Annotated in this window: 19 protein-coding genes and 1 pseudogene; 11 read left to right on the top strand and 9 right to left on the bottom strand. The window is 70.8% G+C overall.

Annotation, left to right across the window (positions count from 1 at the left end; translation table 11 throughout):
- Positions 1–306 (top strand): annotated as a pseudogene (locus ACIRQ9_RS38875) (glucose-6-phosphate isomerase); the annotation flags it as partial.
- A 73-nt stretch (positions 307–379) separates the two neighbouring features.
- On the opposite strand, the gene pgl reads toward ACIRQ9_RS38875, so the two are convergent.
- From pgl to tkt, 5 genes are read right to left on the bottom strand one after another with little or no spacing between them, the layout of a single operon-like run.
- On the bottom strand, positions 380–1,162 hold the full coding sequence (pgl, locus tag ACIRQ9_RS38870; protein ID WP_404185056.1) for a 6-phosphogluconolactonase: 783 nt from the start codon (positions 1,160–1,162) through the stop codon (positions 380–382).
- Positions 1,159–2,298, bottom strand: a complete 1,140-nt coding sequence (gene opcA, locus ACIRQ9_RS38865; RefSeq protein ID WP_404185053.1) for a glucose-6-phosphate dehydrogenase assembly protein OpcA — start codon at positions 2,296–2,298, stop codon at positions 1,159–1,161. Before opcA ends, pgl begins: the two co-directional genes overlap by 4 nt.
- Entirely contained in the window at positions 2,295–3,818 is a 1,524-nt protein-coding gene (gene zwf, locus ACIRQ9_RS38860; RefSeq protein WP_404185050.1) for a glucose-6-phosphate dehydrogenase, read from the bottom strand. Before zwf ends, opcA begins: the two co-directional genes overlap by 4 nt.
- A 1-nt stretch (position 3,819) precedes the next feature.
- Positions 3,820–4,938, bottom strand: a complete 1,119-nt coding sequence (tal, locus tag ACIRQ9_RS38855) for a transaldolase (RefSeq protein ID WP_404185047.1) — start codon at positions 4,936–4,938, stop codon at positions 3,820–3,822.
- A 33-nt stretch (positions 4,939–4,971) separates the two neighbouring features.
- Complete coding sequence (gene tkt / locus ACIRQ9_RS38850; protein ID WP_404185044.1) at positions 4,972–7,059, bottom strand: transketolase; 2,088 nt, start codon at positions 7,057–7,059, stop codon at positions 4,972–4,974.
- A gap of 378 nt (positions 7,060–7,437) precedes the next feature.
- Between tkt and ACIRQ9_RS38845 the strand changes: the two genes are divergently transcribed.
- The 4 genes from ACIRQ9_RS38845 (at position 7,438) to ACIRQ9_RS38830 (ending at position 10,792) form a co-directional block, all read left to right on the top strand.
- Entirely contained in the window at positions 7,438–8,394 is a 957-nt protein-coding gene (locus ACIRQ9_RS38845; RefSeq protein WP_404185041.1) for a heme o synthase, read from the top strand.
- A gap of 58 nt (positions 8,395–8,452) precedes the next feature.
- On the top strand, positions 8,453–8,779 hold the full coding sequence (locus ACIRQ9_RS38840) for a hypothetical protein (RefSeq protein WP_351326279.1): 327 nt from the start codon (positions 8,453–8,455) through the stop codon (positions 8,777–8,779).
- A 151-nt stretch (positions 8,780–8,930) separates the two neighbouring features.
- A complete protein-coding gene (locus tag ACIRQ9_RS38835) occupies positions 8,931–10,037 on the top strand; it encodes an amidohydrolase family protein (protein WP_404185038.1) in 1,107 nt (368 codons plus the stop codon).
- Positions 10,038–10,054: 17 nt separating this feature from the next.
- Positions 10,055–10,792 carry a nucleotidyltransferase domain-containing protein gene (locus ACIRQ9_RS38830; protein ID WP_404185036.1) on the top strand — a complete coding sequence of 246 codons (738 nt, stop codon included), beginning with the start codon at positions 10,055–10,057 and terminating at the stop codon, positions 10,790–10,792.
- Here the strand turns inward: ACIRQ9_RS38830 and ACIRQ9_RS38825 are convergent.
- The 4 genes from ACIRQ9_RS38825 to ACIRQ9_RS38810 all read right to left on the bottom strand — a co-directional run bounded on the left by ACIRQ9_RS38825 (position 10,747) and on the right by ACIRQ9_RS38810 (position 14,420).
- Positions 10,747–11,766 carry a heme A synthase gene (locus ACIRQ9_RS38825; protein ID WP_404185033.1) on the bottom strand — a complete coding sequence of 340 codons (1,020 nt, stop codon included), beginning with the start codon at positions 11,764–11,766 and terminating at the stop codon, positions 10,747–10,749. The two genes, ACIRQ9_RS38830 and ACIRQ9_RS38825, sit on opposite strands and share 46 nt — an antisense overlap.
- A 113-nt stretch (positions 11,767–11,879) precedes the next feature.
- Entirely contained in the window at positions 11,880–12,650 is a 771-nt protein-coding gene (locus tag ACIRQ9_RS38820) for an ABC transporter permease (RefSeq protein ID WP_404185030.1), read from the bottom strand.
- The gene (locus ACIRQ9_RS38815) at positions 12,647–13,570 is read right to left on the bottom strand and encodes an ABC transporter ATP-binding protein (RefSeq protein WP_404185027.1); all 924 of its coding nucleotides are present in this window, start codon (positions 13,568–13,570) and stop codon (positions 12,647–12,649) included. The genes ACIRQ9_RS38820 and ACIRQ9_RS38815 overlap by 4 nt, the downstream gene beginning before the upstream one ends.
- Positions 13,571–13,616: 46 nt before the next feature.
- On the bottom strand, positions 13,617–14,420 hold the full coding sequence (locus tag ACIRQ9_RS38810; RefSeq protein ID WP_404185024.1) for an aminoglycoside N(3)-acetyltransferase: 804 nt from the start codon (positions 14,418–14,420) through the stop codon (positions 13,617–13,619).
- A gap of 172 nt (positions 14,421–14,592) precedes the next feature.
- Between ACIRQ9_RS38810 and ACIRQ9_RS38805 the strand changes: the two genes are divergently transcribed.
- Genes ACIRQ9_RS38805 through ACIRQ9_RS38780 form a run of 6 tightly spaced genes read left to right on the top strand, consistent with a single transcriptional unit; the run spans position 14,593 to position 20,348 of the window.
- Positions 14,593–15,336 (top strand): helix-turn-helix transcriptional regulator, encoded by a 744-nt coding sequence (locus ACIRQ9_RS38805; RefSeq protein ID WP_404185021.1) that lies wholly within the window; start codon positions 14,593–14,595, stop codon positions 15,334–15,336.
- Positions 15,333–16,754 (top strand): Fe-S cluster assembly protein SufB, encoded by a 1,422-nt coding sequence (gene sufB, locus ACIRQ9_RS38800; RefSeq protein WP_351326265.1) that lies wholly within the window; start codon positions 15,333–15,335, stop codon positions 16,752–16,754. The genes ACIRQ9_RS38805 and sufB overlap by 4 nt, the downstream gene beginning before the upstream one ends.
- 57 nt (positions 16,755–16,811) lie before the next feature.
- Positions 16,812–17,996, top strand: coding sequence for a Fe-S cluster assembly protein SufD (gene sufD / locus ACIRQ9_RS38795; protein ID WP_404185018.1), 1,185 nt, complete (start codon positions 16,812–16,814; stop codon positions 17,994–17,996).
- Positions 17,993–18,322 carry a non-heme iron oxygenase ferredoxin subunit gene (locus ACIRQ9_RS38790; protein WP_404185015.1) on the top strand — a complete coding sequence of 110 codons (330 nt, stop codon included), beginning with the start codon at positions 17,993–17,995 and terminating at the stop codon, positions 18,320–18,322. The genes sufD and ACIRQ9_RS38790 overlap by 4 nt, the downstream gene beginning before the upstream one ends.
- An 8-nt stretch (positions 18,323–18,330) precedes the next feature.
- Positions 18,331–19,095, top strand: a complete 765-nt coding sequence (sufC, locus tag ACIRQ9_RS38785; protein ID WP_404185012.1) for a Fe-S cluster assembly ATPase SufC — start codon at positions 18,331–18,333, stop codon at positions 19,093–19,095.
- Complete coding sequence (locus ACIRQ9_RS38780; RefSeq protein ID WP_404185008.1) at positions 19,092–20,348, top strand: cysteine desulfurase; 1,257 nt, start codon at positions 19,092–19,094, stop codon at positions 20,346–20,348. The genes sufC and ACIRQ9_RS38780 overlap by 4 nt, the downstream gene beginning before the upstream one ends.
- Positions 20,349–20,354: the final 6 nt, after the last annotated feature.

The raw sequence follows: 20,354 nt of genomic DNA, 5'->3' as shown, positions 1-20,354 counted from the left end.
GCGGAGGGCGTCCCGGAGGAACTCGTCCCGCACAAGACGTTCCAGGGCAACCGGCCGACCACCACGATCCTGGCCCGGGAGCTGACCCCGTCGGTCCTCGGCCAGCTCATCGCGCTGTACGAGCACAAGGTGTTCACGCAGGGCGCCGTCTGGAACATCGACTCCTTCGACCAGTGGGGCGTGGAACTCGGCAAGGTCCTCGCCAAGCGCGTGGAACCGGCCCTGACGGAGGGCGCCGAGGTGCCAGGCCTGGACCCGTCGACCACGGCCCTGGTCGCCAAGTACCGCGAGCTGCGCGGGCGTTAGACGCGCACATGAGGAAGCCCGTACGGCCACAGGGCCGTGCGGGCTTCCTCATGTGGTCCGGTTCACCGCTGTGTCACGGCGAAGCCGGCGGGTACAGCGCGCGGGGCAGCTGGGCGGCGGCCGCCGCGTCCAGGAGCCACAGGGTGCGGCTGCGCCCCCGGGCACCCGCCGCCGGGGCCTGGATCTCGCCGGCCCCCGACAGGGCGATGGCGACGGCCTCGGCCTTGTCCTCGCCCGCCGCCAGCAGCCAGACCTCACGGGCCGAGCGGATGGCGGGCAGGGTGAGGGAGACGCGGGTCGGCGGCGGCTTGGGGGCGCCGTGCACGCCCACCACGGTGCGTTCCGTCTCCCGGACCGCGGGCAGCTCCGGGAAGAGCGAGGCCACGTGGGTGTCCGGGCCGACGCCCAGCATCAGGACGTCGAAGGTGGGCACCGAACCGTGGTTCTCGGGACCGGCCGCGCGGGCCAGTTCCGCCGCGTAGGCTTCGGCCGCCGCGTCCACGTCGGTGCCCCAGGGGCCGTCCGTCGCGGGCATGGCGTGCACGCGCTTCGGGTCCACCGGGACCCGGTCGAGCAGGGCCTCGCGGGCCTGGGTGTCGTTGCGCTCCGGGTCGCCCGTGGGCAGGAAGCGTTCGTCACCCCACCACAGGTCGAGCCGGCCCCAGTCGACGGCGTCCCGGGCCGGAGCCGCGGCCAGGGCCGCGAGCAGCCCGTTGCCGTTGCGGCCGCCCGTGAGGACCACGGACGCCTCGCCCCGGGAGGCCTGGGCGTCCACGATCTTCGTGATCAGGCGGGCCGCGGCGGCCTGCGCCATCAGCTCCTTGTCGTGATGCACGACCAGCTGGGGAGTGCTCATGTCGCCTTCGCCCTCTTCGTCAGCGGCGGCCGTTCCTGGGGCGCCGCTTCTGTCGTGGGAGCCTCGGCAGCGGCTTCGGGGGCCGCTGCCTGCCGGGTGTCCGGTTCTCCTTTGGCCGGCGTCTCGGCCGCACCGTCCTTCGCCGCCGGGTCCTCGGAGGCCTGGGCCCGCGGGGCCCGAGCCGCGGGGGCGGGGACCTCGGGCGCCGTCGACGCGTTCAGCCGGTCCACGCCGAAGCGCAGCGCCGACGCGTACGTGTCGTCCGGGTCGAGCCGCCGCAGTTCCTCGGCGATCAGCTCGGCCGTCTCCCGCCGCTTCAGCGCCACCGCCCGGTCCGGCTGGCCCTCGATGGACAGGGTGGCGAGGGATCCGTCCGCCCGGTCCAGCGCGATCGCGCCATGGCTGGTCGCCATCCGGACCGCGGTCAGACCCGGGCCGGACGACAGGGAGCGCCTGACCGGGACGTCCAGCCGGTCCGCGAGCCACATCGCCAGCAGCTCGCAGCTCGGGTTGAACTCCTCGCCCTCCACCTCGACGGCCTTGACCTCGCAGACCACCTGGTCCAGGGCCGCCGCCAGCATGGAGCGCCAGGGCGTGATCCGGGTCCAGGACAGGTCCGTGTCGCCGGGCGTGTACGTCTCCGCGCGGGCGGACAGCTCCCGCACGGGCTCCTCGGAGGAGTAGGTGTCGGTGACCCGGCGCTGGGCGAGAGCGCCCAGCGGGTCCTGCGCCGGGTCGAGCGGGGCGTTGACCGGCCACCAGACGACGACCGGCGCGTCCGGCAGCAGCAGCGGCAGGACGACCGAGTCGGCGTGGTCGACGACCTCGCCGTGCAGCCGCAGCAGCACCGTCTCGCCGGAGCCCGCGTCCGCGCCCACCCGGACCTCGGCGTCCAGGCGGGACGCCGTACGGTCGCGGGGGGAGCGGGAGACCCGCTTGATGACGACCAGGGTGCGCGAGGGGTGCTCGTGCGAGGCTTCCTCGGCGGCCTTGAGGGCGTCGTAGGCGTTCTCCTCGTCGGTGACGATGACGAGGGTGAGCACCATGCCCACGGCGGGCGTGCCGATGGACCGGCGGCCCTGCACCAGCGCCTTGTTGACCTTGCCGGCCGTGGTGTCCGTGAGGTCTATCTTCATGGCCGGCGCCAGCTCCGTCCGTCTCGTGCGAGCATCTCGTCGGCCTCGACGGGACCCCAGGTGCCCGACTTGTACTGTGCGGGCCTGCCGTGCTGGTCCCAGTAGTCCTCGATCGGGTCGAGGATCTTCCAGGACAGCTCGACCTCCTCCGTGCGCGGGAAGAGGTTGGCGTCGCCCAGCAGCACGTCCAGGATCAGCCGCTCGTAGGCCTCGGGGGAGGACTCGGTGAACGACTCGCCGTAGGCGAAGTCCATCGACACGTCCCGGATCTCCATCGACGTGCCCGGCACCTTGGAGCCGAAGCGCACCGTGATGCCCTCGTCGGGCTGGACGCGGATGACGATCGCGTTCTGCCCGAGCTCCTCGGTGGCGGTGTGGTCGAACGGAGAGTGCGGAGCGCGCTGGAAAACCACCGCGATCTCGGTGACGCGGCGGCCGAGCCGCTTGCCGGTGCGCAGGTAGAAGGGGACGCCCGCCCAGCGGCGGTTGTCGATCTCGACCCGGACGGCGGCGTAGGTGTCGGTCTTCGACCTCGGGTCGATGCCCTCCTCTTCGAGGTAGCCGATGACCTTCTCGCCGCCCTGCCAGCCGGCCGCGTACTGGCCGCGCACGGTGTGCTTGCCCAGGTCGTCCGGCAGCCGTACCGCGCCGAGCACCTTCTCCTTCTCGGCGGCCAGCGCGTCCGCGTCGAAGGAGGCGGGCTCCTCCATCGCGGTCAGGGCCATCAGCTGGAGCAGGTGGTTCTGGATGACGTCACGGGCGGCGCCGATGCCGTCGTAATAGCCGGCCCGGCCGCCGATGCCGATGTCCTCGGCCATGGTGATCTGCACGTGGTCCACGAAGGACCGGTTCCAGATCGGCTCGAACATGGTGTTGGCGAAGCGCAGCGCCAGGATGTTCTGGACGGTCTCCTTGCCGAGGTAGTGGTCGATCCGGAACACCTGGTCCGGTTCGAACACCTCGTGCACGACCTTGTTCAGCTCCTCGGCCGACTTCAGGTCGTGGCCGAAGGGCTTCTCGATGACCGCGCGCCGCCAGGAGCCGCCGCTCTGGTCCGCCAGCCCGTGCTTCTTCAGCTGCTGGATGACCACCGGGAAGGAGCGCGGCGGGACGGACAGGTAGAAGGCGAAGTTGCCGCCCGTGCCCTGCGCCTTGTCCAGCTCCTCGATGGTGGAGCGGAGCCGCTCGAAGGCGTCGTCGTCGTCGAAGGTGCCCTGGACGAAGCGCATCCCCTGGATGAGCTGCTGCCAGACCTCCTCGCGGAACGGCGTGCGGGCGTGTTCCTTGACGGCGTCGTGGACCTCGGCGGCGAAGTCCTCGTTGGCCCACTCGCGGCGGGCGAAGCCGACCAGGGAGAAGCCCGGCGGCAGCAGACCCCGGTTGGCGAGGTCGTAGACCGCGGGCATGAGCTTCTTGCGGGAGAGGTCGCCCGTGACGCCGAAGATCACCAGACCCGACGGTCCCGCGATGCGCGGGAGCCGTCGGTCTGCGGGGTCACGCAGCGGGTTGCTGCTCGACAATTTAGCCCTCCGAGGGGGCCAGGCGCTCCAGCTCCGCCTGGGTCGACTTGAGCAGGTCGTTCCAGGAGGCCTCGAACTTCTCGACGCCCTCGTCCTCCAGAACCTGGACCACGTCGTCGTACGAGATGCCCAGCCGCTCGACGGCGTCGAGGTCGGCGCGGGCCTGCTCGTAGGTGCCGGTGATCGTGTCGCCGGTGATGTGGCCGTGGTCCTCGACCGCGAGGAGGGTGGCCTCCGGCATGGTGTTGACCGTGTTCGGCGCGACCAGGTCGTCGACGTACATGGTGTCCCGGTACGACGGGTCCTTCACGCCGGTGGAGGCCCACAGCGGGCGCTGCTTGCGGGCGCCCGCGTTCTCCAGGGCCTGCCAGCGGTCGGAGGAGAAGACCTCCTCGTACGCCTGGTAGGCGAGCCGGGCGTTGGCGACGGCGGCCTTGCCGCGCAGCGCCTTGGCCTCGTCGGTGCCCAGGTCGTTCAGGCGCTTGTCGATCTCGGTGTCCACGCGGGACACGAAGAACGACGCCACCGAACGGATCAGCGAGAGGTCCAGGCCGCGCTCCTTGGCCTTCTCCAGGCCGGTCAGGTACGCGTCCATGACCTTGCGGTAGCGCTCCAGCGAGAAGATCAGCGTGACGTTGACGCTGATGCCCAGGCCGATGACCTCGGCGATCGCCGGCAGACCCGCCTCGGTGGCCGGGATCTTGATGAGCGTGTTGGGGCGGTCCACCAGCCAGGCCAGCTGCTTGGCCTCGGCGACGGTCGCCTTGGTGTTGTGGGCGAGGCGCGGGTCGACCTCGATCGACACCCGGCCGTCCTGGCCGTCGGTCGCGTCGAACACCGGGCGCAGGATGTCGGCGGCGTCGCGGACGTCCGCCGTGGTGATCATGCGGATGGCCTCTTCGACGGTGACCTTGCGGGCCGCGAGGTCCGAGATCTGCTGCTCGTAGCCGTCACCGGACGAGATCGCCTTCTGGAAGATCGTCGGGTTGGTGGTGACGCCCACGACGTGCTGCTGGTCGATCAGCTCGGCGAGGTTGCCGGACGTGATCCGCTTGCGCGACAGGTCGTCCAGCCAGATCGCGACGCCCTCCTCGGAGAGGCGCTTGAGTGCGTCTGTCATGGAATTACATCTCCTACGTGTCGTATGTGAGCGTCAGCGCTGCGCGGCGGCGAGGGATTCCCGGGCCTTGGCGGCCACGTTCTCGGCAGTGAAGCCGAACTCCCGGAAGAGCACCTTGCCGTCGGCGGAAGCACCGAAGTGCTCCAGGGAAACGATGCGGCCGGCGTCCCCGACGTACTTGTGCCAGGTGAGGCCGATGCCCGCCTCGACCGACACCCGCGCCCGGACCGACGGCGGCAGGACGCTGTCCCGGTACCCCTGGTCCTGCTCCTCGAACCACTCCACGCACGGCATGGAGACGACCCGGGTGGGCACGCCGTCGGCCTCCAGCTGCTCGCGCGCCTCGACGGCGACGTGCACCTCGGAACCGGTGGCGATCAGGATGACCTCGGGCGTCCCGTTCGACGCCTCGAAGAGGACGTAACCGCCCTTGGCGGTGTCCTCGTTGGACTCGTACACCGGCACGCCCTGGCGGGTCAGCGCGAGGCCGTGCGGGGCGCCCTTGCCGAACTCCTTGGTGTAGCGCTTGAGGATCTGGCGCCAGGCGATCGCCGTCTCGTTGGCGTCGGCCGGGCGGACCACGTTCAGGCCGGGGATGGCGCGCAGCGAGGCCAGGTGCTCGACCGGCTGGTGGGTGGGGCCGTCCTCGCCGAGACCGATGGAGTCGTGCGTCCACACGTACGTCACCGGCAGGTGCATCAGCGCCGACAGCCGCACGGAGTTGCGCATGTAGTCGGAGAAGACGAGGAACGTACCGCCGTAGACACGGGTGTTGCCGTGCAGGGTGATGCCGTTCATCTCCGCGGCCATGGAGTGCTCGCGGATACCGAAGTGGATGGTGCGGCCGTAGGGGTTCGCACCCGGCAGCGGGTTGTCCGCCGGCAGGAACGAGCTGTCCTTGTCGATGGTCGTGTTGTTCGACCCGGCGAGGTCGGCGGAGCCGCCCCACAGCTCGGGGATGACGGCGCCGAGGGCCTGCAGGACCTTGCCGGAGGCGGCGCGGGTGGCGACGCCCTTGCCGGGCTCGAAGACCGGGATCTTCTCCTCCCAGCCCGTGGGCAGCTCGCCCGCGGCGATCCGGTCGAAGTCCGCGGCCCGCTCGGGGTTGTTGTCACGCCACTGCTGGAACGACTTCTCCCACTCGGCCTTCGCCGCCGCGCCGCGCTCCCCGGCCTGCCGGGTGTGGGCGATGACCTCCTCGGCGACGTCGAAGTGCTTCTCCGGGTCGAAGCCGAGGACGCGCTTGGTGGCCGCGACCTCGTCCTCGCCGAGCGCCGAGCCGTGGGCGGCCTCGGTGTTCTGCGCGTGCGGGGCGGGCCAGGCGATGATCGAGCGCATCGCGATGAAGGACGGCTTGTCCGTCACCTTCTTCGCGGCCTCGATCGCGTTGTAGATGGCGTGCGGGTCCAGGTCGCCGTCCGGCTTCGGGGCGACGCGCTGGACGTGCCAGCCGTAGGCCTCGAACCGCTTGACGGTGTCCTCGGAGACGGCCGTCTCGGTGTCGCCCTCGATCGAGATGTGGTTGTCGTCCCACAGCAGGACCAGGTTGCCGAGCTTCTGGTGGCCGGCCATCGAGGAGGCCTCGGCGGAGATGCCCTCCTGGAGGCAGCCGTCACCGGCGATGCAGTAGACGAAGTGGTCGAAGGGGGATTCGCCCTGCGGCGCGTCCGGGTCGAACAGACCGCGCTCGTAGCGGGAGGCCATGGCCATGCCCACCGCGTTGGCGACACCCTGGCCGAGCGGTCCCGTGGTCGTCTCCACGCCCTTGGTGTGGCCGTACTCCGGGTGGCCCGGCGTCTTCGAGCCCCAGGTGCGGAAGGCCTCCAGGTCCTCCAGCTCCAGACCGAAGCCGGCCAGGTAGAGCTGCGTGTAGAGGGTCAGCGACGAGTGACCGGCGGACAGCACGAAACGGTCGCGGCCCACCCAGTCGGGGTCGGACGGGTCGTGCCGCATCACCTTCTGGAAGAGGGTGTAGGCGGCCGGCGCCAGGCTCATCGCCGTACCCGGATGGCCGTTGCCGACTTTCTGTACGGCGTCGGCGGCCAGGACGCGGGCGGTGTCTACGGCCCGCTGGTCCAGCTCGGTCCAGTCGAGGTCTGTGGTGGTCGGCTTGGTGCTCACCCTGGGTCAGGGCTCCTCTCCACATGTTCGGTTACCGGTCCACGGGCACATGCCCGCACCGGCTGCCGGTGCACTGGGTGCCCACCGGCCGCTGTCGAGCCTACCCCCGTGAGGACGTGCGTTTTTTCGAGTGTTTCCAGACTGCCGGGCCTTGCGGGGATCCGCCTCCCGACTGGCCGGGAAGGCATTCGGCACATGAATACGGAACCGCTCATCTGACTGCTCAATCGAGTCACCCCGCCCCTCTTCCGAGACGCCCGCCAACACGACCCCACCCCCGCGAAGGTCGGGGTATGGGCAACGTCTAAAGTGGCGTGGTACGCGCGAGCCTTTACCGTGAGTTCACACGGCTGGGCTCGCTGGGAGTCTCTGTCAGGGGTGTGCGTGACGGCCGTCGAATCCCGTCCAGCCGGGGTACTCGGTGCGAGCGAGAGCCCGAGTCACCGGCCGCCGACCGGCGCCCGTGTGAAGGCTTTCGTGGCGCTGACCAAGCCGCGGATCATCGAGCTGCTGCTGATCACCACCGTTCCGGTGATGTTCCTGGCGCAGCGGGGTGTACCCGACATGACGCTTGTCCTGCTCACCTGCGTCGGCGGTTATCTCTCCGCGGGCGGAGCCAACGCGCTCAACATGTACATCGACCGGGACATCGACGCGCTGATGGACCGCACCTCGCAGCGGCCCCTGGTGACCGGCATGGTCAGCCCGCGCGAGTGCCTGGTCTTCGGCATCAGCCTGGCGGTCGTCTCCACCCTGTTGTTCGGTCTCACCGTCAACTGGCTGAGCGCCTGGCTGTCACTCGGAGCGCTGCTCTTCTACGTCGTCGTCTACACGATGATCCTCAAGCGCCGTACCTCGCAGAACATCGTCTGGGGCGGCATCGCCGGCTGCATGCCGGTGCTGATCGGCTGGTCGGCCGTGACGGACTCGCTGTCCTGGGCGCCGCTCATCCTCTTCCTCGTCATCTTCTTCTGGACGCCGCCGCACTACTGGCCGCTGTCCATGAAGGTGAAGGAGGACTACGCGCGCGTGGGCGTGCCCATGCTCCCGGTCATCGCCTCCAACAAGGTGGTCGCCAAGCAGATCGTCATCTACAGCTGGGTGATGGTCGTGGTCTCGCTCCTGCTGACCCCGCTCGGCTACACGGGCTGGTTCTACACGGCGGTCGCGCTGGCGGCGGGCGGCTGGTGGCTCTGGGAGGCGCACGCGCTCCAGAACCGCGCGAAGTCCGGGGCGACGGGCGGCAAGCTCAAGGAGATGCGCCTGTTCCACTGGTCCATCACCTACGTGTCGCTGCTGTTCGTGGCCGTGGCCGTCGATCCCTTCCTGCGCTGACACAGCTCACACCGCCCTGCCCTCGCCAGTCGATCTACTGGTGAGTAGCATCCTGTCCATGGCAGACACGCAGCAGGTTGAGGTGGACCAGAAGGCCGAGCGCCGGGCCGCGCGCCTCGCGAAGCAGATCGGCGCCTTCGCCAAGGCCCACGGCGGCGCCGAGGGCCAGGTGGCCTACATCGGCGAACGCGGCGCCCGCATCGTCCTCGTCGGCGAGGACGGCGGCTGGGGCGACCTGGTGGCCCCGACCTACGAGATCGCCGAGCAGGCGGTGGCGAAGTCCGGCATCACGGTCCACGAGTCCTTCGACGGCGAGTTCGCGGCGAAGGTGACGACCGGGTCGTACGAATGGAAGCGCATGGCCGGCATCCAGATCGGCGGCTGAACAGCGGCCCCTCGCCGGGCACGGGGGGCGGCGCGGGCGGCGAGGCGCGGCCCGCGGCCTCCGATCGGCCGCTACCCGTGCCCGGACCGCGACCTCCGTCCCCGTTCCCCCGTTAAGACGGTCAAGCAACCGTCGTCCACGGGGAGCCCGGATGATCGAAACGCCGTCCTTGGTGGACCAGTACTGCCACGGCGTCCTCCGTACGGAACTGGGCCTCGGCACCTTCGAGGCCCAGCTCGCCCGCACCGAAGGCCCCCCGGCCCCCGGCACCACCCTCTTCGACACCCAGACCGGTTTCGCCGTACGACGCTGGTGCCCCCCGCTCCTCGGCCTGGAACCGCACTGCCCGCCCGCCCGCTACCTGGCCCGGCGCCGCGAACTCGGCGTCCTGGAGGCGGGCCGCCGGCTGCTGCGCGGCAGCGGCATCACCACCTACCTCGTCGACACCGGCCTGCCCGGCGACCTCACCGGCACCACCGAGATGGCCTCCACCGGTGACGCCGAGGCACGCGAGATCGTCCGGCTGGAACTCCTGGCCGAACAGGTCGCCGACACCTCGGGCACCGTCGAGTCGTTCCTCGCCAACCTCGCCGAGTCGGTGCACGGCGCCGCGGCTACCGCGGTCGCCTTCACCTCCGTCGCCGGACTCCGGCACGGCCTGGCCCTCGCGCCCGAACCGCCGGGACCCGGTGAGGTGCGCGGCGCGGCGGGCCGCTGGCTGGCGGGCCGCCGGGTCGGCGGCGAGCTGTCGGACCCGGTGCTGCTGCGGCACCTGCTGTGGATCGCCGTCGCCTCCGGCCTGCCGCTCCAGCTGCACGCGGGCCTCGGCGAGCCCGGCACCCGGATCGACCGCACCGACCCGGTCCTGCTGACCGACTTCGTGCGCGCCACCGCCGGCCTCGGCACCGACCTGATCCTGCTGCACGGCTACCCGTACCACCGCCACGCCGCCCACCTCGCCGGCGTCTTCCCGCACGTGTACGCCGACTCGGGCGCGGCCCTGGTGCGCACCGGCGCCCGCGCCGCGACGATCCTCGCGGAGATCCTGGAACTGGCCCCCTTCGGCAAGATCCTCTTCTCCAGCGGCGCCCACGGCCTGCCCGAGCTGCACGTGGTCGGCGCCTGCCTCTTCCGCGAGTCCCTCGCCCGGGTGCTCGGCGGCTGGGTCGCCGACGACGCCTGGTCACCGGCCGACGCGCAGCGGGTGGCCGGGCTGATCGCGGCGGGAAACGCGAGACGGGTGTACGGGCTGGGGTGACCGTACAGACTGGGCGCATGGACACCGAGACCCTGCTGGCCCGCTTCACCGGCGAGCTGACGGCGCTGGATCCGGTCGCCGTCTGGGCGCACGGTTCGCTCGCCGCCGGCGACTACCAGGAGGGCCGCAGCGACCTCGACCTGATCGCGGTGCTGCCGGGCCCCGTGACCCCGGCCGTCGTGTGGCGGGTGGCCGTGGCCCACGCCCGGCTGCGCGCGCTGCAGCCGGCCGCCGGGCTGCACTGCACCTACCTGGCCCCGGACACCGTGCACGACACCGCCCGCCGCCATCTGACCTGGGCGCACCAGCAGTTGTTCATGCGGCCGGTCAGCCCGGTGACCCGGCGCGAGCTGCATGCCTTCGGGCGGGTGCTGCACGGGCGGCCGCCCGCGGAGCTGCTGCCTCCGGTCGCGGACCGGGAGCTGCGCGACCACGTCGTCCGCGACCAGCGGGACTTCTACCGGCCGGCCCTCGCCGACGCCCGGCTGTGGACCAGGGACGTCTGGGTCGACCTGGGCATGATCACCTTCGCCCGGGCGACCGTCACCGTGCGCGAGGGACGGCTGATCTCCAAACGCGAGGCGCTGGACCTGCTCCCCGGACTCGGGGCGCCCGTCGAGGTCGTCGAGGACATCCGCGCCCGCCGCTACGCCGGGCCCCGGCCGCGCACCGAGGAGTGGACGGCCCGCAGGGCCCGGCTGACCCGCGCCTACTTGGGTCCGGCGATCGACGCGCTCACGGCGTCGTACGACTGAACCGGCACGTCGGCGCTCACCTCGGCGCGCTCGCGCAGCGAGAGCAGCACGCGCAGCACGCCGATCCACACCAGGCAGGAGCCGAACATGTGGAGCCCCACCAGCACGGTGGGCAGGTGCGTGAAGTACTGGACGTATCCGATCACGCCCTGACCGAGCAGGATCAGGAACAGGTCCCGGACGCGGTCACGGGGGCCCTGGGGAGCGCCGACGCCCTTGAGGAAGAACCACAGCGCGAAGGTCAGCGACACCACGATCCAGGCGAACACCGCGTGCAGCTCGGCGACGCCCGACCAGCTGACGTCGATGCGTTCCACCTCGCCGGAGTCACCCGGGTGCGGTCCGGCGCCGGTCACCACCGTGCCCGCGGCGATGAGCAGCGACGACACCGCGACCAGGGCCCACACCAGCTGCTGCACGGCCTTGCCGACCAGCAGCCGCGGCCGGCCGTCCCCCTCACGGGTGCGCTGCCACATCACGGCGGCGACGGTGATCAGGGCCGTCGCCAGCAGGAAGTGCGCGGCGACGGTGTACGGGTTCAGGCCGACCAGCACCACGATGCCGCCGAGGATCGCGTTGCCCATCACGATCCAGAACTGCGCCCACCCCAGCCGGGTCAGGCTGCGCCGGTGCGGCTTCTCGGAGCGGGCGGCGATGATCGCCCAGCCGACCGCCGCGCACAGCACGTAGGTCAGCATGCGGTTCGTGAACTCGATGGCGCTGTGGTAGCTCAGCGCGTTCGTCGGGGTCAGCGAGCCGTCGGTGCACTCGGGCCAGGTCGGGCAGCCGAGGCCGGACCCGGTGAGCCGCACCGCGCCTCCGGTGACCACGATGACCACCGACATCACGAGAGCGGCGAGGGCGGCGCGCCGGACGGTCCGGGGATCCGGCGTCCAGCGGTCGGCGATGAAGGCGAGCGGGTTGCGCACGGCCGCGACGGCGTCGGCGGGGGTCAGCTTTGGCACGCTCCCCATCGTAGGGGGACGCTTGTGCATGAATTCACTTGGGTCGGTGCTCGGGCGTCCGTGCCGTGCCGGATCCGGCCTCTCGGGGACGGGCCGGACACCGGTGGGCCGCGGCCCGCGGCCTACTCCCAGCGGAAGAACCGCCCCGCCGCACCCAGCCCCAGCACCGCCCACACCGCGAGGACCGCCAGGTCCCGCCACGGCGTTCCCGCGCCGTCGGCGAGGACGTCCCGCAGGCCGCCCGAGAGGGCCGAGATGGGCAGCAGGGAGAGCACCCCCTGGGCGCCGCCGAACCGGTCCAGCGGGACGATGACCCCGCCGCCCACGAGCAGCAGCAGGAACACCAGGTTGGCGGCGGCGAGCGTCGCCTCCGCCTTGAGGGTGCCCGCCATCAGCAGGCCGAGGCCGGAGAACGCGGCCGTGCCGAGGGCCAGCAGGAGCAGGACGGCGAGCGGGTTGCCGTGCGGGGACCAGCCGAGGGCCAGCGCGATCGCGGTCAGCAGGATCACCTGGAGGATCTCGGTGACCAGGACCGACGCCGTCTTCGCCGTCATCAGGCCCCAGCGGGGCAGCGGCGAGGAGGCGAGCCGCTTCAGGACGCCGTAGCGGCGCTCGAAGCCGGTCGCGATCGCCTGGCCGGTGAAGGCCGTGGACATGACCGCGAGGGCGAGGACGCCGGGGGCCAGGAAGTCGACCGACCTGCCGCTGCCCGTGTCCACGATGTCCACCGTGCTGAACAGGACGAGGAGCAGGGTCGGGATCACGACCGTGAGCAGCAGCTGCTCGCCGTTGCGGAGCAGCATCCTGGTCTCCAGGGCCGCCTGCGCCGCGATCATGCGGGGCAGCGGGGCGGCACCCGGCTTCGGGGTGTAGGTGCCCGTCGCGGTGGTCATGAGCGCAGCTCCTTGCCGGTCAGCTCCAGGAAGACGTCCTCCAGCGTGTGCCGTTCCACCGAGATGCGGTCCGGCATCACCCCGTGCTGGGCGCACCACGAGGTCACCGTGGCCAGCAGCTGGGGGTCGACCTTGCCCATGACCCGGTAGGACCCCGGGGTCAGCTCGGCCGCCGAGGAGTCGGTCGGGAGCGCCTTGAGGAGCGAGCCCACGTCGAGGCCGGGGCGGCCGGAGAAGCGCAGGGTGTTCTCGGCGCCGCCCCGGCACAGCTCCTCGGGGGAGCCCTGGGCGATCACGCGGCCCGCGTCGATGACGGCGACGTCGTCGGCGAGCTGCTCGGCCTCGTCCATGTGGTGGGTGGTGAGGATGACCGAGACGCCGTCGGCGCGCAGGTCCCGCACCAGGTCCCAGGTGGCCCGGCGGGCCTGCGGGTCGAGGCCGGCGGTCGGCTCGTCGAGGAAGACCAGTTCCGGGCGGCCGACCACGGCCATGGCGAGGGCGAGCCGCTGCTGCTGACCGCCCGAGAGCCGCCGGTAGGAGGTGCGGCCGCAACCGCCGAGGCCCAGCCGCTCGATCAGCGCGTCCACGTCCAGCGGATGCGCGTGCAGTCTCGCCACGTGCCGCAGCATCTCGTCCGCGCGGGCGCCCGAGTAGACGCCGCCGGACTGCAGCATCACGCCCACCCGGGGACGCAGCTCGGCGGACTGGCGCACGGGATCGAGGCCGAGGACGCGCACCGAGCCGGCATCCGGTCTGCGGTAGCCCTCGCAGGTCTCGATCGTCGTCGTCTTGCCCGCTCCGTTGGGGCCGAGTACGGCGGTCACCCCCGGGTGGGCGACCAGATCGAGGCCGTCCACGGCGGTTTTCGTGCCGTACCGCTTCACCAGGTCCCGCACCTGGACCACGGGCTCACTTCGCATGGGGACAGAGTCTAGGTACGGCCGCCGTCACCCGGACGGCCGGGTACTAGATCTCCTCCTCACGGGGTCGGTGCACGGGCAGCCACCGCTCGGCATAGGCCACCGCCTCACGCAGCGGGAAGAGCCGCGCCTCGGCCGCGCCGACGGGACCGCGGACGACGACGGGCCGGTCGCGTTCGAAGTCGTGGCCCAGGTCGCCGAAGCCGGCGGAGGTGACCGACACCTCGGTCACCACCTCCCAGCCGCCGCCGGGAGCGGGCCGGCCGACCGGGACGCGCGGTGCCGGTACGCGGTACTCGGCCAGGTGGAAGCAGGTGCAGGTGGCGTACCCGGTGCCGAGCATCAGCACGCGCGCGTCCAGCCTCTCCAGGCGGGCCAGCGGGCTGCGCTCGCCGAGCCGGCAGTCGCGGGCGTGGCCGTCGACGACGTCGGCGGCCCGGCGCCCGATCGCGGCGAAGGAGGTCTGCGGGTGCGCGCTGCGCAGCGCGCCCGGCCAGGTCCGCACGGTCTCCGGGACCACGCCGACCCCGCGCGTGGGCGTGATCCGCGGGTCGTACGCCGGCATGGTGGCCCGGATCTGCGCCCACCACCGCTCGGGCACCGGCGGGTCGCGCCAGAGCGCCGGGTCCGAGAGGTCGCCGGACTGGGCCGGGACCACCAGGGTGCCGTCCGGACCGAGTGTTTCCAGAAGACTTTCGACGACCGTGACGGCGCCTCCGTTCACCCAGCCGAGGGAACGGAGCGAGGTGTGCGCGAGGAGGGTCTCGCCGGCCCTGACGCCGAGCCGGCGGAGCTGTTCGACGAGGCTGCCGCGCGTGACAAGTGGGCCGGTGGGAGGGGGTGTGGGCATGGCGGTGGAGTGTTCCGGACGGGGCGGCGGGACGCCACCGGACCCGGCGGGGGATGATCGATCAAAGATCGTTTGCGCAGGTCGGATTAGGTAAGCCTAAGTGACGCAGGGCACCGCCGGGCGGACCGGACGGCGCTTGCCTGGCTCTGAGGAATTACGCAACAATGGCGTTGTGAAAAACGTCGGCGAGGCTCGGGAGACCCCCACGGGGACCCCGCAGGAGGAACTCGCGACCGGTGAGCGTTCGACGCGCAACCGGGTCGCGCGGTCGATCCTGGACCACGGCCCGTCGACCGTCACCGAGCTGGCCGGACGCCTGGGCCTGACCCCGGCGGCCGTACGCCGGCACCTGGACGCCCTGGTCGCCGACGACGTCGTGGCCCCCCGCGAACAGCGGGTCTACGGCGCGCGGACGCGCGGCCGGCCCGCCAAGGTCTTCGCCCTCACCGACTGCGGCCGCGACGCCTTCGACCAGTCGTACGACGCCCTCGCCGCCGACGCCCTGCGCTGGATCGCCCAGCAGGGCGGCGGGCAGGAGGCGGTCGCCGCCTTCGCCCGCGCCCGGATCGCCGCACAGGCGAACGCCTACCGCACGGCGATCGAGTCCGTGAGCCCCGACGACCGCGCGGAAGCGCTGGCCAAGGCCCTGAGCCGGGACGGGTACGCTGCCACGGCGCGCAGCGCGCCCCCTCCGCAGAAGGGCGAGCAGCTGTGCCAGCACCACTGCCCGGTCGCCCATGTCGCGGAGCAGTTCCCCCAGCTGTGCGAGGCGGAGACGGAGATCTTCGCCGAGCTGCTCGGAACGCACGTCCAGCGGCTGGCGACCATCGCGCACGGCGACGGCGTCTGCACGACGTTCATCCCCAAGATTTCCACTGACGCATCTGCTAGCACGGCCGGGAGGAACCCCGCATGACTCTCCCCACGGAGACTGCCCACCCCGAACTCGAGGGCCTGGGCAAGTACGAATACGGCTGGGCCGACTCCGACACCGCCGGCGCCTCCGCCAAGCGCGGCATCAACGAGGACGTCGTCCGGGACATCTCCGCGAAGAAGTCCGAGCCGGAGTGGATGACCAAGCTCCGCCTCAAGGGCCTGCGCCTCTTCGAGAAGAAGCCGATGCCGAACTGGGGTTCCGACCTGTCGGGGATCGACTTCGACAACATCAAGTACTTCGTGCGCTCCACGGAGAAGCAGGCGGAGTCCTGGGAGGACCTGCCCGAGGACATCAAGAACACCTACGACAAGCTGGGCATCCCGGAGGCGGAGAAGCAGCGCCTGGTCGCCGGTGTCGCCGCCCAGTACGAGTCCGAGGTCGTCTACCACCAGATCCGCGAGGACCTGGAGGAGCAGGGCGTCATCTTCCTGGACACCGACACCGCGCTCAAGGAGCACCCGGAGCTCTTCAAGGAGTACTTCGGCACGGTCATCCCGGTCGGTGACAACAAGTTCGCCTCGCTGAACACCGCCGTGTGGTCGGGCGGCTCCTTCATCTACGTGCCGAAGGGCGTGCACGTCGAGATCCCGCTCCAGGCCTACTTCCGGATCAACACCGAGAACATGGGCCAGTTCGAGCGGACCCTGATCATCGTCGACGAGGGTGCCTACGTGCACTACGTCGAGGGCTGCACCGCCCCGATCTACAAGTCGGACTCGCTGCACTCCGCGGTCGTCGAGATCATCGTCAAGAAGAACGCGCGCTGCCGCTACACGACCATCCAGAACTGGTCGAACAACGTCTACAACCTGGTCACCAAGCGCGCCGTCGCCTACGAGGGCGCCACCATGGAGTGGATCGACGGCAACATCGGCTCCAAGGTGACGATGAAGTACCCGGCCGTCTACCTGATGGGCGAGCACGCCAAGGGCGAGACCCTCTCCATCGCCTTCGCGGGCGAGGGCCAGCACCAGGACGCCGGCTCCAAGATGGTCCACATGGCGCCGAACACGTCGTCCAACATCGTCTCGAAGTCGGTGGCGCGCGGCGGCGGCCGTACCTCCTACCGCGGTCTGGTCGAGATCGGCGAGGGCGCGGCCGGATCCAAGTCGAACGTGCTGTGCGACGCGCTGCTCGTCGACACCATCTCCCGCTCGGACACCTACCCCTACGTCGACGTCCGCGAGGACGACGTGTCCATGGGCCACGAGGCGACCGTCTCCAAGGTCTCCGAGGACCAGCTCTTCTACCTGATGAGCCGCGGTCTGTCCGAGTTCGAGGCGATGGCCATGATCGTGCGCGGCTTCGTCGAGCCCATCGCGAAGGAACTGCCGATGGAGTACGCGCTGGAGCTCAACCGGCTGATCGAGCTGCAGATGGAAGGCGCGGTCGGCTGACCTGAGGCGCCCGACCCACCACGACACGTTTTTCAGAAAGCGAGCACTACGACAGCCATGGCTGAGGCTCAGAACTCCCCGGTGGGCTCCACCACCGCCGGCGCCATCGCGGTGGCCGCCGAGTCGACCGTCGCCACGCGCATGAGCGCGCCCCCGTCCTTCGACGTCGCGGACTTCCCGGTCCCGCACGGCCGCGAGGAGGAATGGCGGTTCACCCCGCTGGAGCGCCTGCGCGGGCTGCACGACGGCACCGCGGTCGCGACCGGCGACAGCTTGAAGATCGACGTGGACGCCCCCGAGGGCGTCGTCGTCGAGCTGGTCGGGCGTGACGACCCGCGGCTCGGCCGCGCCGGCACCCCGGTGGACCGGGTCGCCGCCCAGGCGTACTCGGCCTTCGAGCAGGCCGGCGTGGTCACCGTACCCAAGGACACGGTGCTCACCGAGCCCATCCGCATCAGCGTGCAGGGCCAGGGCGGGGTCGCCTACGGTCACCAGATCGTCGAGCTGGGTGCCTTCGCCGAGGCCGTCGTCGTCGTGGACCACACCGGTGACGTCGTGACCGCCGCCAACGTCGAGTTCGTCGTCGGCGACGGTGCCAAGCTCACCGTCGTCTCCGTCCAGGACTGGGACGCCACCGCCGTGCACGCGGCCCAGCACAACGCGCTGGTCGGCCGGGACGCCTCCTTCAAGTCGGTCGTCGTCACCTTCGGCGGCGACGTCGTCCGCCTGCACCCGCGGGTCTCGTACGCGGGCACCGGCGGCGAGGCCGAGCTGCTCGGCCTCTACTTCACCGACGCCGGCCAGCACCAGGAGCACCGCCTGCTGGTCGACCACGACGCCCCGCACTGCAAGTCCAACGTCGTCTACAAGGGCGCGCTGCAGGGCGAGGCGGCGCACGCGGTGTGGATCGGCGACGTCCTCATCGAGGCCAAGGCCGAGGGCACCGACACCTACGAGATGAACCGCAACCTGGTCCTCACGGACGGCGCGCGGGTCGACTCGGTGCCGAACCTGGAGATCGAGACCGGCGAGATCGTCGGCGCCGGCCACGCCTCCGCCACCGGCCGTTTCGACGACGAGCAGCTCTTCTACCTGATGGCCCGCGGCATCCCGGAGCACGAGGCCCGCCGCCTGGTGGTCCGTGGCTTCTTCGCCGAGCTGGTCCAGCAGATCGGTGTCCCCGACATCCAGGAGCGGCTGCTCGCCAGGATCGACGAGGAGCTGGAGGCCTCGGTCGCATGACGGCCCCGACAGCGTTCGTACGCGCCTGCGGCCTGAGCGAGCTGGAGGACGACACCCCCAAGCGGGTCGAGCTCGACGGCACGCCGGTCTCGGTCGTCCGCACCGAGGGAGAGGTGTTCGCGATCCACGACATCTGCTCCCACGCCAACGTCTCGCTCTCCGAGGGCGAGGTGGAGGACTGCCAGATCGAGTGCTGGCTGCACGGCTCCAGCTTCGACCTGCGCACCGGCAAGCCGTCCGGCCTCCCGGCCACCCGCCCCGTCCCCGTTTACCCCGTAAAGATCGAAGGGGACGACGTGCTCGTCTCCCTGACCCCGGAGTCCTGAGGCTATCCATGGCAACGCTTGAAATCCGAGACCTGCACGTCACCGTCGAGGCCGACAACGCCACGAAGGAGATCCTCAAGGGCGTCGACCTCACCGTGAAGCAGGGCGAGACGCACGCCATCATGGGCCCCAACGGCTCCGGCAAGTCGACCCTCGCCTACTCGCTCGCGGGTCACCCGAAGTACACGATCACCGGCGGCACCGTCACCCTCGACGGCGAGAACGTCCTGGAGATGTCCGTCGACGAGCGTGCCCGCGCCGGCCTCTTCCTGGCGATGCAGTACCCGGTGGAGGTCCCCGGCGTCTCGGTCTCCAACTTCCTGCGCACCTCCGCGACCGCCATCCGCGGCGAGGCCCCCAAGCTGCGCACCTGGGTGAAGGAGGTCAAGGAGGCCATGGAGCGCCTCCACATGGACCAGTCCTTCGCCGAGCGCAACGTCAACGAGGGCTTCTCCGGCGGCGAGAAGAAGCGCCACGAGATCCTCCAGCTCGAACTGCTCAAGCCGAAGATCGCGATTCTCGACGAGACGGACTCGGGTCTGGACGTCGACGCCCTTCGCATCGTCTCCGAGGGCGTCAACCGCGTCCGGGAGACCGGCGAGGTCGGCACCCTGCTGATCACGCACTACACGCGCATCCTGCGCTACATCAAGCCCGATCACGTCCACGTCTTCTCCGGCGGCCGGATCGTCGAGTCCGGCGGTGCCGAGCTCGCCGACAAGCTGGAGGACGAGGGCTACGAGGCATACACGAAGGGCGGCGCATCCGCGTGACACAGCTGCCGGGCCTCCTCGACACCGAGGCGATCCGCAAGGACTTCCCCGTCCTGGACCGGCTGGTCCACGACGACCGGAAGCTCGTCTACCTGGACAACGCGGCGACCTCGCAGAAGCCGCGCCAGGTACTGGACGCCCTGAGCGAGTACTACGAGCGCTACAACGCCAACGTCCACCGCGGTGTGCATGTGCTCGCCGAGGAGGCCACGGCGCTGTACGAGGGTGCGCGCGACAAGGTCGCCGAGTTCATCAACGCGCCCAGCCGCGACGAGGTGATCTTCACCAAGAACGCCTCCGAGTCGCTGAACCTCGTGGCGAACATGCTCGGCTGGGCCGACGAGCCCTACCGGGTGGACCACGAGACCGAGATCGTCATCACGGAGATGGAGCACCACTCCAACATCGTGCCGTGGCAGCTGCTCGCGCAGCGCACGGGCGCGAAGCTGAAGTGGTTCGGCCTCACCGACGACGGCCGCCTCGACCTGTCCAACATCGACGAGATCATCACCGAGAAGACGAAGATCGTCTCCTTCGTGCTGGTGTCGAACATCCTGGGCACCGTCAACCCGGTCGAGGCGATAATCCGCCGCGCCCAGGAGGTCGGCGCGCTGGTCTGCATCGACGCGTCCCAGGCGGCGCCGCACATGCCGCTGGACGTACAGGCGCTGCAGGCCGACTTCGTCGCCTTCACCGGCCACAAGATGTGCGGTCCGACCGGCATCGGCGTCCTGTGGGGCCGCCAGGAGCTGCTGGAGGACCTGCCCCCGTTCCTCGGCGGCGGCGAGATGATCGAGACCGTGTCGATGCACTCGTCGACCTACGCCCCCGCTCCGCACAAGTTCGAGGCGGGCACCCCGCCGATCGCCCAGGCGGTCGGTCTCGGCGCGGCCATCGACTACCTGAACGCCATCGGCATGGACAAGATCCTCGCCCATGAGCACGCGCTGACCGACTACGCGGTCCGCCGGCTCACCGAGGTCCCCGATCTGCGGATCATCGGCCCCACCACGGCCGAGGACCGGGGCGCCGCGATCTCCTTCACCCTCGGGGACATCCACCCGCACGACGTGGGCCAGGTCCTCGACGAGCAGGGCATCGCGGTCCGGGTCGGCCACCACTGCGCGCGTCCCGTCTGCCTGCGGTACGGAATTCCTGCGACCACGCGAGCGTCGTTCTATCTGTACTCCACGCCGGCCGAGATCGACGCACTGGTCGAGGGGCTGGAGCACGTACGGAACTTCTTCGGCTGAAGGGCG

Origin of the sequence: Streptomyces sp. NPDC101237, assembly GCF_044767465.1 — a bacterium.
GTDB classification, from domain to species: domain Bacteria; phylum Actinomycetota; class Actinomycetes; order Streptomycetales; family Streptomycetaceae; genus Streptomyces; species Streptomyces gramineus.
The sequence above is the reverse complement of the archived record's forward strand: the minus strand, read 5'-3'. Positions and strand labels throughout refer to the sequence as shown.